Here is a 13,062-nt window from a genome sequence, read left to right as displayed (position 1 = left end):
GCCGCGCCACGCGACAGCGGGGCTTCTATTCTCGTGTCGGCTCAGGCACGACGAAGCGGTACCCCAGCCCCGGCTCAGTGAGGAGAAACTGCGGGTTCGTCGGGTCATCTTCCAGCTTGCGCCGCAGCTGGGAGGCATACACACGCAGGTAGTGACCCTGCCCTTCAAAACCCGGACCCCAGATCTCCTCTAGCAAATCCTCCTTGCGCACGAGTCCGCCGTGCGCGCGGAGCAGCGTGGTGAGCACACCCCACTCCGTCGGGGTCAGGTGGAGGACCTCACCGGCTTTGGTCACGCTGTGCTGCGGAATATCAATGCGCAGATCCCCCGCGCGAATGACCCCGGTGTTCTGGTGCACCGGGGACTGCTGCGGCGCACCGTGCCGCAACGCGACGCGGACACGGGCAAGCAACTCTTCCATGGAAAAGGGCTTGGTCACGTAATCATCGGCACCTTGGTCCAGCGCCGCGGCGCTTAAGAAGGGATCAGCGCGGGCCGTCAGGATCACCACGGGTACCGCGGACCAGCCGCGGATCCCGTCCAGCACCACGGAGCCGTCCATGTCGGGCAAGCCCATATCCAAGATGACCACGTCGGGCTCGTTGCGCGAGACGACCTGCAGCCCCTTTGCGCCAGTGCCCGCGACAAAGACCTCGTAGCCGCGCGCTTTAAAGTTGATCCGCAGCGCGTTGAGCAGACGCGGGTCATCGTCCACGATCGCAATACGCACTTTCCTATTCGTCATCGCTTTCTCCTTCCCGCTGCGGGAAACTTAGGGTAAACGTTGCCCCCGGGGTGGCTTCGACGGTGACCGTACCGCGCATTGCCTCGACAAACCCGCGAACTACTGACAAACCAAGACCTACGCCACTGTCGTTGTTGGTATCGCCGAGACGCTGGAACGCCACGAACATGTCCTTTTGTTTCTCGGGCGGAATCCCCGGCCCCTCGTCCGACAAAGTCAGCTCTACTCGATCGTCCACAACTGCCGCGCTCAGGAGAATCTCCCCCGTTGGCGCGTAGCGCAGCGCGTTATCGAACAGGTTCGCCAGCACCCGCTCGAGCAGGGCGGCATCGGCGCAGCAGGTCATGCCCCGCAAGCTTTCATCGAGCACAAAGCGCTGCGTCTGCGCGCGCGAATGTCCAAACGCGCAAGAAGCAATCGCGCGGTGCGCCACCTCGTAGAGCTCCACCGCTTCACGACGAGCCGTCACCGCACCGGCACTCAGACGCGAGTGGTCCAACAGGTTCGTCACCAGAAGCGTGAGCTGGTCAATACTCGCAGCGGTTTCCGCCAACAGCTCCTCCCTATCCTCCGGGCTGAATTCCACCTCCGAGTTACGCAGCGAAGAGACCGCGAGCTTCGCCGTAGCCAGTGGGGTGCGTAGATCGTGGCTCACGCTCGACAACAGCGCGCGGCGCAGCTCATCTGCCGCCGCCACCGCGTTCACGCGCGCCGCCTCCTGGCTCAGCTGTTCCTCGCGCACCACACCCGCGAGATACCCAGCGACGACTGCGACTAGGGTCCGGTCGCGCGCCGACAACGCCGGGCCTTCCAGAGCCAGCTCGACAGTCTGGTCCTCACTGTAAACGACCGTCTCGATGTTTTTACCCGGGGCCGAACGCGGAATAGGGAGACGAGTGTGTTTTCGCTCCCCGCTGCCAGTGCTCTGAGATCCCCGTGCCGCAGACGAGGAGTACCACACAGCGAGGCTGTCGCCTGAGGCGTCAACAAGTTCGGCGCGGTGGCATCCAAACGCTTCGCCGACTTTCCGCATCACCGCGTCGATTGGTGCCACGTCGGCGTTGCGGTTGAGCACTGCGCGGGAGAAGACGGTGAGGAGCTCCGCGTCGCGGGCAGCTACGAGCGCATTGTGGCGCTCCCCCTTGGTCCTCCGAACCAAGATCCCCACGGCCAACGCGGTGGCAACCATGACAGCGGCGATCACCGCGTTCGCCGGATCAGCAATGTCAAAAGTATGTATGGGAGGGGTGAAGTACCAGTTCACCGCCAGTCCCGACGCCACCGCCACCAGCACTGCGGAGAGCAAGTCTGCAGCGAGGCTGACCAGGAGGATGAGTGCAAAATAGAACGCGGCGCAGGTGCCGGTGCCCAACGCCTGGCCATCTGCCGCGACAAGAAGCGCGGTCAACGCGACGAAGGCAAGAGCCGCCACCACCAACGACACCGCGCGGCGCGGAACCGAGCGCAGTGGGCGAAAGAGCTGAGTGACCCTGCGCGTTCGTTTGGGAGGCAGGTTCACAATGTGGCAGTCAATCTTGCCGGACTGGCGCACCACCGCATCCACCACAGAGCTGGGGCCGTGCAGCTCAAACCGTCCCCTGGAGGAGACCCCCAGCACCAGCTGCGTTGCATTGACACTCCGTGCAAAATTCAGCAAGGCTTCTGGCACCGAGTCGCCGGTGACCTGGTGCAATCGCGCGCCGACGTCCTGGGCCAGCGTTTGCAGCTTTGCCAGTTGCTGCGCCGACCCCGCTACGGACGAGGTACCGGATGCGAAAGAGTCCCCAAAGACCACGTGCACCACGTGTAGCTCCGCGGAAGACTTCGTCGCAATGCGACGCCCGCGCCGGATGAGCAGCTCGGCGTGCGCAACATTCTGCACAGCCACGACAACCCGCTCCCGCGCCTCCCACGTCTCCGTGATCTCCTGCTCGGCACGGTAGGCCGCCAGGGCTTCGTCGACCTGATCTGCCAGCCAAAGCAGGGCGAGCTCGCGGAGCGCGGTGAGGTTACCGACGCGAAAGTAGTTATTTAGCGCCGGTGCGATGCGCGCCTCGTGGTAGACCTGGCCGTCGCTCAAGCGCGTGCGCAACAGTTGCGGGGAGACGTCAATCAGCTCGATCTCGTCGGCGGCACGAACCACCTCATCGGGCACCGTTTCCTGCGGCGCGATGCCTGTGATCTGCGTGATGACGTCGTTGAGGCTTTCTACGTGCTGGATGTTCAAGGTGGAAATCACGTCGATTCCCGCATCCAAGATCTCCTCTACATCCTCCCAGCGCTTCGCGTGCGTTTCGCCGCGAGGATTGGAGTGCGCGAACTCGTCGATAAGCACGATGCTCGGTCGCCTCCTAAGCACTGCCTCGGTATCCAACTCACCGGCGGCGATCGCGCCAACGTGCCGCCGCGGAATGACCTCGAGGCCCTCGCACAGCGACTTCGTGTAGGCACGGCCGTGATCTTCAACAATGCCGACGACTACATCAGTGCCACCCCGCAGCAGTGTGTGCGCCTCACTCAGCATTGCGCAGGTCTTGCCCGAGCCGGGCGCAGCGCCAAGATAGATTTTGAGCCGACCCCGCTTAGGAGTCTGGGGTGTGGAGTGCGTGGACATAAGTCAATTCTCTTATGCGCAGGGCGGTGGCGTGGGCAACGCCATGTTCAGCGTGGTCACATTGACAGCGTCCTGGCCAAGAATCCCCAGGCTAGCGAGGTCAGTGTGGGTGGCAATCAGCTCCTCGATCTCCGCGACACTCATACCCTGCTCCCGCGCGACTCGAGGTGCTTGGAGTGCGGCGTACGCGGGGCTGATCCCAGGGTCGACGCCGGAACCAGAGCCGGTCACCGCGTCGCTCGGTACCTCGCCCTCCGCGACCCCTTCCCGCTGAGCAATTGCTTGCCGACGCTTGCCTATCTCCTCCTGCAGCACCGCACTACTCGCACCGTAGTTGCTCATGCCCTCGGCGCGAGGGAAGAAGTACGGGCCTTCGCTCACGCCATCTTGAATTTTGGCTGAGCCCGCCAGACATTCACCCTGGTAGAGCAGGCTCCCCTCCGCCGAATCCACCTTGATGCGGGAAATTCCCCACACCGCCGCCGGGTACGCCAAACCGAGGGCGAAGGTACACAGCAGTACTGCCACAAAACCGGCGATGAGGTTACGCATATAGATACGCATGACTATTCCTTTCCTACTGCAATCCCGGGAGGAGTGCGACGACCTGGTCAATGAGCCAGATCCCGATGAATGGTGTGAGCACGCCGCCCAGCCCCCAGATTCCGAGGTTGCGGCGAAGTAACGAGGACGCTGAAGCGGGGGTGTACGACACACCCTTCAAGGCGAGCGGGATCAGCGCGACGATAATCAGCGCGTTAAACACCACTGCAGAAACGATGGCCGACTGCGGTGAATGCAGGTGCATCACGTTGAGCTGTTCGAGGTGCGGCAGCTGCGCGGAGAACAACGCAGGCAGAATGGCGAAGTACTTCGCCAGGTCGTTGGCCAGAGAGAAGGTGGTCAGCGCGCCGCGGGTGATAAGCAGCTGCTTGCCGATACGCACGACGTCGATGAGCTTTGTCGGGTCCGAATCCAGATCGACCATGTTCGCGGCCTCCTTGGCCGCGGAGGTGCCAGTATTCATCGCCACGCCGACATCGGCCTGCGCGAGCGCCGGTGCGTCGTTCGTGCCATCGCCGGTCATCGCGACCATGCGCCCTTGTGCCTGCTCTTCCCGAATGCGGGCGAGTTTATCCTCTGGGGTAGCCTCGGCAATGTAGTCGTCCACGCCGGCCTCTTGTGCGATCGCGGCAGCCGTGAGCGGGTTATCGCCGGTGACCATCACCGTTTTAATGCCCATTGCGCGCAGTTCCGCGAAGCGCTCCGCCATGCCCGGCTTCACGACGTCGCTCAAGCGCACCACTGCCAGCACCCGCCGAGTCTCGTCCGCCTCTTCCACGGCAACAGGCAGCGGGGTCCCGCCTTCCTGCGCGATCTGGGTGATTGCCGCCTCAATCTCTTGCGGCCACTGGCCACCGGCCTCGGTGACCCAGCGGCGCACCGCGTCTCCTGCGCCCTTGCGCAGTTTGCGCCCGGCAAGGTCCAGGCCGGACATGCGAGTCGAAGCACTGAACGGGATGACCTCGGCGGTGCGTTCTTCCTCGCCTGCCCCGGAGGACAGGTCGTAGTGCTCGATCAGCCATGCGACAATCGAGCGCCCCTCGGGCGTTTCATCTGCGACCGAAGCCACGCGCGCGACGTTCGCTGCCTCGAGTTCATCGACGCCTTGCGCCACGATCAGGTCCGTTGCCTGACGGTTTCCGTAGGTGATGGTGCCCGTCTTATCTAGCAGCAGGGTCGCCACGTCACCGGCGGCTTCCACCGCGCGGCCCGAGGTGGCGAGCACGTTGTGGCGAACCAGGCGGTTCATCCCTGCGATGCCCACCGCAGAAAGCAGTGCCGCAATCGTCGTGGGGATCAGGCACACCAGCAGCGCGATCAGTGAGAGTGGGGACAGTTCAGCGCCAGTAAAAACACCCATTGGGGCAAGGGCGGTGACGGCGATGAGGAAAAGGATCGTCAGCGTAGACAACAGGATGCTCAACGCGATCTCGTTGGGTGTTTTCCTGCGCTCAGCCCCCTCCACCAGCGCGATCATGGTATCCACGAAGGTCGAGCCGGGCTCGGAGGTGATCGTGACAACGATGGAGTCGGACAACACGACGGTGCCGCCCGTCACTGCACAGCGATCGCCGCCCGCCTCGCGCACAACCGGGGCAGACTCACCAGTGATCGCAGATTCATCGACAGTGGCCGCGCCCTCGATCACATCACCGTCGCCGGGGATGGTCTCCCCCGCTTCAACCCGGACAATCGCGCCTCTTGTTAGCTCCGACGCCGGGACGACTTCGATGCCGTTGTCGGTCACGAGGTTCGCGGTGGCGTCGTCACGCACCGAGCGCAAACTGTCAGCCTGGGCCTTGCCGCGCCCCTCAGCGTAGGCTTCCGCAAACGCCGCGAACGCGATGGTAAACCACAGCCAAATCGTGATCACCCAGCCGTAGACACTCGGCGCAGCGATGGACCACATCGTGGTCAGCGCAGCGCCGACCCAGACGACGAACATCACAGGGTTCCGGGACTGCTCCAGCGGCGACATCTTCCGGGGCAGCGCCTGCAGCGCCGGGCCCACGAGACTGCTGTTGTCGTTGCGCTGCTTCTTTTGGGGTGTCAAAGTTTGGGTAGTCATGAGAGTGCCTCCGAAATGGGACCCAGGGTAAGAACGGGGAAGAACGTCAGTGCTGCGACCAGCACGATGACGCCAACCGTGAGCAAGGCGAAGGTGATGCCAGCCGTGGGCAAGCTCCCCGCGGTGGTTGCTTGGGCACGCTGCCCCGCAAGGCTGCCGGCCAGCGACAGCGCGAACACGATGGGCAAGAACCGGCCAAGCAGCATGACCACGCCAAGCGAGATCTGCCACCACGGTTCGGTCACCGTCAGCCCTGCGAAGGCGGAGCCGTTGTTGTTTGCCGCCGAGGTGAAGGCGTACAGCACTTCAGAGAGCGCGTGGGCGTTGTCAGGCGTGCCCGGCGCGCCAAAGTTCGTCGCGGACGCTTCAACCAGCGCACGCTGCGCAACCGACGCACCGACGCCGACCAGCACCAGTACCGGCATCGTCAGGATGTACAAGCTCACCGCGGAAATCTCCTGGCGGCCAATCTTGTTGCCCATGAACTCTGGAGTGCGACCGACCAGTAGCCCGCCGATGAACACTGCGAGCACAGCGACAATCACCAGGCCGTATAGACCGGTACCGACGCCACCCGGCGCGATTTCTCCCAACAGCATGTTGAGGATGAGCAGGCCGCCGCCGAGCGGCGAGTAACTGTCATGCATCGAGTCGACTGCACCCGTGGACGTCCCTGTCGTCGAGACCGCAAAGAGCGCGGACGCATCGATGCCGAGGCGCTGCTCAATGCCCTCCATGTTGCTTCCGGCCGCAGTGGCGGCACCTCCCACCACGGTGTGCTGCGCCCACGCCACCAGCATGACCATCACTGCCCACAGACCACCGGCCACCCCAAGGAGGGTATAGGCGTGCTTGTGGGATTTGAGCATGACACCGTAGGCGCGGATGAAGCTGAAGGAGATCACGAGCAGTGCGAAGATCTCCACCATGTTGGTAAAGCCCGTGGGGTTTTCAAACGGGTGCGCAGAGTTCGCACCAAAGATACCGCCGCCGTTAGTGCCGAGAAGCTTGATTGCTTCCTGGCTTGCCACCGGCGCACGCGAAATATCGACGCCGGACGCGCTCACCAGATTGGACCCGAAGGTTTGCATCGTGCCGCCCAGGATGAGCACAGTGGAAATGACCAGTGATAGCGGCAGCAGGATGCGGACAAGGCTGCGCGTTAAGTCCACCCAGAAGTTTCCGATGAGCTGCTGGCCGGACTGCTCAGCCACCGTGTCGCGGCTATACCCGAGGTGGCCAATGCCGCGGATGAGCGCGGCAGCCACAGACATGCCAACGGCTGCGGAGGCGAAGTTCTGTACCGTCAGGCCAAGCATCTGCGTTGCGTTGGTCAGCGTGTCTTCGCCGGAGTAAGACTGCCAGTTCGTGTTTGACACAAACGACGCCGCGGTGTTGAAGGCCATCCACGGCTCGACCGCCGTGTCGCGAGCGTTGCCGAAACTCGGCAGCACCGTTTGCAACCGCTGGACTAAGTAGAGCGCGAGCACGGAAGCGAGGCTGAATCCGAGGAGTGCACGCGCATAGTTTTTACTGCTGTGCCCCCGGCTGGGGTCGACGCGCAGGATTGCGTAAATACCGCGCTCTACCGCCCAATCCCGCTCGGATGTGTAGCTGCGCGCCATCCAACTGCCCAGGGGAACGTACGCGAGCACCAGCAGCGCTATAAGGACGAGGAATTGCGGCAGTACCGCCGCTATTGCGTGCATCATGCGAATCGCTCCGGATCAATGAGCGAAATGACAAGGTAGACCACGAGGAGTGCGACAACGATGAGCCCGACTGTCGCGGTTACGGTACTCATCATTTTCCTCTCCTGATCTCATTAACCAGGGAGGGGCAGCCGAGCGTAAGGAACACGACCACAATGACGAAAAGGTCCAGCATCAGGAAGAGTCCTCCATGTGAACATGTGTTGAAGCGATTGCCCGATACGTGCTGCGAATCAGGCGCCGGTGCGATTGCACCTGCCACAACTCACGTTATGGCTAGTCAGCGTCGCTTCCGCATGTTCTTTGCGCGATATTTACACCCCACCTGCCAAACTTTTACGTTTTCTTTACGCGCCCACTTCCACCCGTCGGGAGAAGCCGTGAAAAGAGTGCGGCCCCGCTCAGAAAGTTGAGCGGGGCCGCAAGACGTACGTGCGTTAGAGCCCTTCGATTTCCTTTCCGGAGGACAGGTACTCGGCCCAGTCGGTCACATCGGGGTTCTTGCGCAGCACGGCGCGACGCTGGCGCTCGGTAAGGCCGCCCCAGACGCCGAACTCCACCTTGTTGTCCAGCGCGTCCGCGCAGCATTCCATCTGCACCGGGCAGCGGCGGCAGATGGCCGCGGCTTTGCGCTGTTCGGCGCCGCGAACGAAGAGCGCGTCCGGATCGCCGTTGCGGCAATGCGCCCTGGTCACCCATTCCCCGCGATCAAACATGAGGTTGCCGTCTGCGTCACACTTTCGCGCGGTGGTAGAGGCTGCGCGCAGTCCAGCGTGCAGGTCGTTGCGTCCGAGTGTTGTGGTCATGGCGGGCTCCTTTCGGGAGGGCGTTCGTGCATAATTCACACCTTGACGCAATTTATACTACGCCAAGCCTGTGCGGCACCCACATCGGCCTACCGTTGCTTTGCTGCAGGTTCCCGATCGCGGGCCCGCAACCTGGCAAATAAGCTTCAGGAATGCTGTATGCATTTTGCACCTGTAAGTGTATTCACACACCCCCACCCCTGTCGAATGGGTCACATTTTTGGGGGGAGATATGTATTCACCCGCGGCACGCCGATCATTTAAGGTAAAGGCGTGTCTGCACTGAGTTCCTTAGGAAAACTTCTCGCCGCGCTCCTCGCCGCCGGCGTCGCTATCGCGCTCTGCCTGGCCCCCGTCGCGGGCATCGGCGGCATGGCTATTGCCCGCACCGATGAGACGATGCAGTCAAACCTCTCCGACATGTCGGGCGGCGAGGTGCCCGGCGTGACCACGGTGACGGACGTCAACGGCACACCCATGGCATGGATCTACAACCAGCGCCGCTACGAGGTGGGCAGCGAGGAGATTTCCCAGCACGTGAAGGACGCACTCGTCTCCACGGAAGACCGCCGCTTCTACCAGCACGAGGGCGTCGACATGCAGGGCTTCGCCCGCGCGATGGTCACCAACGTGCTCGCCGGCGGCGTGGAGCAGGGTGCCTCCACGATTAACCAGCAGTACGTGAAGAACTACCTCTGGCTCGTGGACGCGAAGGACGACGAGGACGCGCAGGCCGCGACTGAGCAGTCGATCCCCCGCAAGCTGCGCGAGATGCGCATGGCCTCGGACCTAGACAAGACGCTGAGCAAGGACGAGATCCTCACGCGCTACCTCAACCTCGTCTCCTTTGGTAACCACGCGTTTGGCATCGAGGCCGCCGCGCGCACCTACTTCGACACCTCGGCGAAGGAACTCACCCCAGACCAGGCCGCGCTGCTCATCGGCCTGCTCCAGTCCGTGGAATACCTCAACCCCTACACCAACCCGGACGGGGCGACCGAGCGCCGCAACGTGGTGCTGAACAACATGGCCGCGCAGGGCTTCCTGGACCAGCACGAGGCCGACGTGCTGGCGGGCAAGCCGCTGGGCATCGTGGATACGCCGCGCACCCTCCCCCAGGGCTGCCTCACCGCGGGCGACAGCGGCTTCATGTGCGACTACGCGCTGCGCTACCTTGCCGACAAGGGCCTGCCCCTGGAGGAGCTTGAGCGCGGTTCCTACACCATCACCACCACCCTGGACCCGCAGGTGCAGGAGTCCACGGTGCAGGCGGCGCGCAACAACGTCAGCCCGTACACCAACGGCGTGGCCGAGGTGGTCAACGTGATCAAGCCGGGCGCGGATTCCCGTGACATCCTGGCCATGGCCTCGTCGCGCTACTACGGCCTGGACCTGGAGCAGAGCCAGACCATCATGCCGCAGCCGACCTCCCTGGTGGGCAACGGTGCCGGCTCCGTGTTCAAGATCTTCACCGCCGCTGCCGCGCTGGAGCAGGGCTACGGCCTGGACACCATGCTGGAGACGCCCACCCGCGCCGTCGTCTACGGCATGGGCAAGGGCGGCGCCGCCAACTGCCCGCCCGACGCGTACTGCGTGGAGAACGCGGGCACCTACAAGCCGCGCCTTTCGCTTCGCGACGCCCTCGCGCAGTCCCCCAACACCACCTTCATCCAGCTCGTGCAGCAGGTCGGTGTCGCGCGCACCGTGGACATTGCCGTGCGCCTGGGGCTCCGCTCCTACCTGGACGAGGGCTCGTTTGGCGACGACCGCTCCGTCGCCCAGGCCGCCAAGGACGAGAACATGGGCGCCTTCGTCCTCGGCCCCACCGCCGTGAACGCGCTGGAGCTGTCCAACGTGGGCGCCTCGCTGGCCTCCAACGGCCGCTGGTGCGAGCCGAACCCGATCAGGTCCGTGCGCGACAAGCACGGCCAGGAGGTCTTCATCGACCGCCCCGCCTGCGAGCAGGCGATCGAGCCCGACATCGCGAATGCGCTGGCGCAGGGCATGTCGGGCGACGCCGTGAACGGCACCGCGAAGGACGCCGCCGCCGCGGCCGGGTGGAACGCCCCGGTCGCCGCCAAGACCGGCACGACCGAGTCCCACCAGTCCTCCGCGTTCCTCGGGTTCACCCGCGGGATGGCGGCGGCGACCTACATCTTCAATGACGGCACCCAGACCACCCCGCTGTGCACCGGCCCAGTCCGCCAGTGCTCCTACGGCGACCTGTACGGCGGCAACGAGGCCGCCCGCACCTGGTTCCAAACCGCCTACGGCGTGCCCGGCGCGGCAGCGGCCGGCATCCCGGCCGCCAGCGGCGCCTTTGACAAGGGCACGAGGCGCGGGCCGATTGATCAGGTCGTCGGCATGGACGCGAACACCGCGCGCGCCCGGCTCCAGGGCCTGGGCTACACGGTGACAGTCAACATGGTCGCCGGCGGCGGCGCGCCGTTCAACAGCGTCGTCTCCGCCGTCCCCGCGGATCCGAACCTTGCCCCCGGCAGCTTGGTCACCATCAACGCTTCTGATGGCTCGGGCGGCTCCGGCGGCGCCCCAGGCGCCGGAGGTGCAGGCGGTGCGGGCGCAGCGGCCCCGGCGAACCCGTCGCCGGCCGCCCCCTCCGCCCCCGCGCCGTCGGGCCCGGCGGCGCCCCAGGCGCCGGAGGCACCGGTCGACCTGGATGATATTGGCCGCCAGCTTGGCGACGCCGCCGACAACATCAGCAACATCCTCGGCGGTAACGGCCAGCAGTAGGCGCGGTCGGCGCTTACTGGGAGAGGCGCGCCTTGACCGCCTCGGAGATGCGCTTGCCGTCGGCGCGGCCAGCGGCCTTGGCGGTCGCCTCCTTCATTACCTGGCCCATCTGGGCCATGGAGGTGGCTCCGGTGGCGGACACGGCGGCGTCGACAAGCTCCTTGAGCTCCGCATCATCCAGCTGCTTCGGCTGGTAGCCCTGCAGAATCTCCGCCTCCGCGAGCTCGGACTCCGCGAGATCCTCGCGGCCGTTCTGCGAGTAGATCTCCGCCGACTCGCGGCGCTTCTTCACCTCGCGGGCGATGATCTTCTGGATGTCCTCGTCGGTGACCTCGTGCTTGGAGCCCTCGGTCTCCGCGGCCTGAATGGAGGCCAGCAGCATGCGGATCGTGCCGGTGCGCTCCTTCTCCTTCGCCTTCATAGCTTCCTTGAGGTCTGCGCGGATCTGGTCTTTCAATGCACTCATAGGGCAAACGATACGCGACGCACCCCCACGACGGCGGGGGCACACTAAGGTTGGGCGAGTGAGCAAGCTGAAAACTATCGCAACGACCATCGGCGGCCTCGGCGCGGCCGGCATGGGCGCGCTGGCGTACGGCGCGAGCCAGACCACCAACTTCCAACTCAAGGAATACGAGCTGCCGCTGCTCGCGCCAGGCACGCTGCGCGGGAAGGACTCCTTCGACGTCCTCCACATCGCGGACCTGCACATGATCCCGGGGGCAAAGCGCAAGGTGGAGTTCGTCTCCTCCCTCGACGCGCTCGAGCCCGACCTGGTGATCAACACCGGCGACAACCTCTCGGACCTGCGCGGCGTGCCGTGGGTCCTCGACGCGCTCGGGCCGCTGCTCGACCGCCCCGGTGCGTTCGTCTTTGGCACCAACGACTACTGGGCGCCCAAGCCCGTGAACCCGTTCAAATACCTGCTGGACCAGAAGCGCGAGCCGTCGTACGTGGACCTGCCGTGGGAGGGGATGCGCGCCGCGTTCATCGAGCGCGGCTGGCGCGACGCCACCCACCACCGCCTCGAGTTCAAGGTCGGCGACGTCCGACTCGCGCTCGCCGGTGTGGACGACCCGCACCACGACCTGGACCGTTACGAGGAGATCGCGGGAGCACCCAATGCGGACGCGGACCTGTCGATCGGCCTGTTGCACGCGCCTTATCGACGCGTCCTCGACCAATTCGAAACAGACGGCTACGACCTCGCGCTTGCCGGACACACGCACGGCGGGCAGATCTGTTTGCCGGGCGAGCGCGCCATCGTCACGAATGCGGACATCGACCGCGAGCGCGCCTCCGGCCTGCACCGCTACGGGAAGATGTGGATGGAGGTCTCCAACGGGCTCGGCACCTCCAAGTACGCGCCGGTGCGGCTGTTCTGCCCGCCGTCGGCGGCGCTGCTGCACATCACCGAACGAGCCGAGTAGGCACTTGACCTGCCGTTTTGGCCAAACGGCGACGCTGGGCTAAAGTATCCCAGGTACCGCTCAGCAGAGCAGTTACAACCGGGATATGGCGCAGCTTGGTAGCGCGCCTCGTTCGGGACGAGGAGGTCGCAGGTTCAAATCCTGTTATCCCGACGGTACTGAAACCCCGCCCAGCAGGGCGGGGTTTTTGCTTTGCCTTGTTGGCGGGGTTGCGGTGTGTGGGGGCTGGGCGTGTTTGACGAGATCACCATGACGAGGATGCGAGGACTTACTCGCATCCTCGTCACCCTGCCCTCGTCATCTAGCCGAAAAGCACCGAAAACACCGTAAATCCCGGCAGGCAACCGCCCCAGCCCCGGCACAGGCGCAGGC

At 64.6% G+C, this 13,062-nt stretch carries 10 protein-coding genes and 1 tRNA gene; 3 read left to right on the top strand and 8 right to left on the bottom strand.

The window, feature by feature from the left end; translation table 11 throughout:
• Nucleotides 1–25: 25 nt before the first annotated feature.
• From OVO38_RS00055 to OVO38_RS00025, 7 genes are all read right to left on the bottom strand, one after another.
• Nucleotides 26–745 (bottom strand): response regulator, encoded by a 720-nt coding sequence (locus OVO38_RS00055; RefSeq protein WP_095535931.1) that lies wholly within the window; start codon nt 743–745, stop codon nt 26–28.
• A complete protein-coding gene (locus OVO38_RS00050; protein WP_416358554.1) occupies nt 735–3,269 on the bottom strand; it encodes an ATP-binding protein in 2,535 nt (844 codons plus the stop codon). Before OVO38_RS00050 ends, OVO38_RS00055 begins: the two co-directional genes overlap by 11 nt.
• Nucleotides 3,270–3,371: 102 nt before the next feature.
• Nucleotides 3,372–3,923 (bottom strand): potassium-transporting ATPase subunit C, encoded by a 552-nt coding sequence (locus OVO38_RS00045; RefSeq protein WP_095535929.1) that lies wholly within the window; start codon nt 3,921–3,923, stop codon nt 3,372–3,374.
• A gap of 13 nt (nt 3,924–3,936) precedes the next feature.
• Complete coding sequence (gene kdpB / locus OVO38_RS00040) at nt 3,937–5,991, bottom strand: potassium-transporting ATPase subunit KdpB (protein ID WP_095535928.1); 2,055 nt, start codon at nt 5,989–5,991, stop codon at nt 3,937–3,939.
• Entirely contained in the window at nt 5,988–7,703 is a 1,716-nt protein-coding gene (gene kdpA / locus OVO38_RS00035) for a potassium-transporting ATPase subunit KdpA (protein WP_095535927.1), read from the bottom strand. Before kdpA ends, kdpB begins: the two co-directional genes overlap by 4 nt.
• The gene (gene kdpF / locus OVO38_RS00030; protein ID WP_095275207.1) at nt 7,700–7,798 is read right to left on the bottom strand and encodes a K(+)-transporting ATPase subunit F; all 99 of its coding nucleotides are present in this window, start codon (nt 7,796–7,798) and stop codon (nt 7,700–7,702) included. The genes kdpA and kdpF overlap by 4 nt, the downstream gene beginning before the upstream one ends.
• Before the next feature lie 342 nt (nt 7,799–8,140).
• Nucleotides 8,141–8,419, bottom strand: coding sequence for a WhiB family transcriptional regulator (locus OVO38_RS00025; RefSeq protein ID WP_095275337.1), 279 nt, complete (start codon nt 8,417–8,419; stop codon nt 8,141–8,143).
• Between the two features lie 363 nt (nt 8,420–8,782).
• Between OVO38_RS00025 and OVO38_RS00020 the strand changes: the two genes are divergently transcribed.
• Entirely contained in the window at nt 8,783–11,260 is a 2,478-nt protein-coding gene (locus OVO38_RS00020) for a transglycosylase domain-containing protein (RefSeq protein WP_267207419.1), read from the top strand.
• 13 nt (nt 11,261–11,273) lie between these two features.
• Here OVO38_RS00020 and OVO38_RS00015 read toward each other — a convergent pair whose 3' ends face one another.
• Nucleotides 11,274–11,726 (bottom strand): GatB/YqeY domain-containing protein, encoded by a 453-nt coding sequence (locus tag OVO38_RS00015; protein ID WP_095538153.1) that lies wholly within the window; start codon nt 11,724–11,726, stop codon nt 11,274–11,276.
• Nucleotides 11,727–11,838: 112 nt separating this feature from the next.
• Here OVO38_RS00015 and OVO38_RS00010 point away from each other — a divergent pair, with 112 nt between their 5' ends.
• On the top strand, nt 11,839–12,690 hold the full coding sequence (locus OVO38_RS00010; protein WP_095535959.1) for a metallophosphoesterase: 852 nt from the start codon (nt 11,839–11,841) through the stop codon (nt 12,688–12,690).
• Between the two features lie 79 nt (nt 12,691–12,769).
• Nucleotides 12,770–12,843: transfer RNA gene (locus OVO38_RS00005), tRNA-Pro, on the top strand.
• Nucleotides 12,844–13,062 lie beyond the last annotated feature (219 nt).

Origin of the sequence: Corynebacterium sp. Marseille-P8863, assembly GCF_946902955.1 — a bacterium.
GTDB classification, from domain to species: Bacteria; Actinomycetota; Actinomycetes; order Mycobacteriales; family Mycobacteriaceae; genus Corynebacterium; species Corynebacterium gottingense.
The sequence above is the reverse complement of the archived record's forward strand: the minus strand, read 5'-3'. Positions and strand labels throughout refer to the sequence as shown.

Excerpts from the sequence above, each read along its gene's own strand:
- OVO38_RS00055 (WP_095535931.1), bottom strand. The coding sequence starts at position 745 with ATGACGAATAGGAAAGTGCGTATTGCGATCGTGGACGATGACCCGCGT.
- OVO38_RS00050 (WP_416358554.1), bottom strand. The coding sequence starts at position 3,269 with ATGCTGAGTGAGGCGCACACACTGCTGCGGGGTGGCACTGATGTAGTC.
- OVO38_RS00045 (WP_095535929.1), bottom strand. The coding sequence starts at position 3,923 with ATGCGTATCTATATGCGTAACCTCATCGCCGGTTTTGTGGCAGTACTG.
- kdpB (WP_095535928.1), bottom strand. The coding sequence starts at position 5,991 with ATGACTACCCAAACTTTGACACCCCAAAAGAAGCAGCGCAACGACAAC.
- kdpA (WP_095535927.1), bottom strand. The coding sequence starts at position 7,703 with ATGATGCACGCAATAGCGGCGGTACTGCCGCAATTCCTCGTCCTTATA.
- kdpF (WP_095275207.1), bottom strand. The coding sequence starts at position 7,798 with ATGATGAGTACCGTAACCGCGACAGTCGGGCTCATCGTTGTCGCACTC.
- OVO38_RS00025 (WP_095275337.1), bottom strand. The coding sequence starts at position 8,419 with ATGTTTGATCGCGGGGAATGGGTGACCAGGGCGCATTGCCGCAACGGC.
- OVO38_RS00015 (WP_095538153.1), bottom strand. The coding sequence starts at position 11,726 with ATGAGTGCATTGAAAGACCAGATCCGCGCAGACCTCAAGGAAGCTATG.
- OVO38_RS00010 (WP_095535959.1), top strand. The coding sequence starts at position 11,839 with ATGGGCGCGCTGGCGTACGGCGCGAGCCAGACCACCAACTTCCAACTC.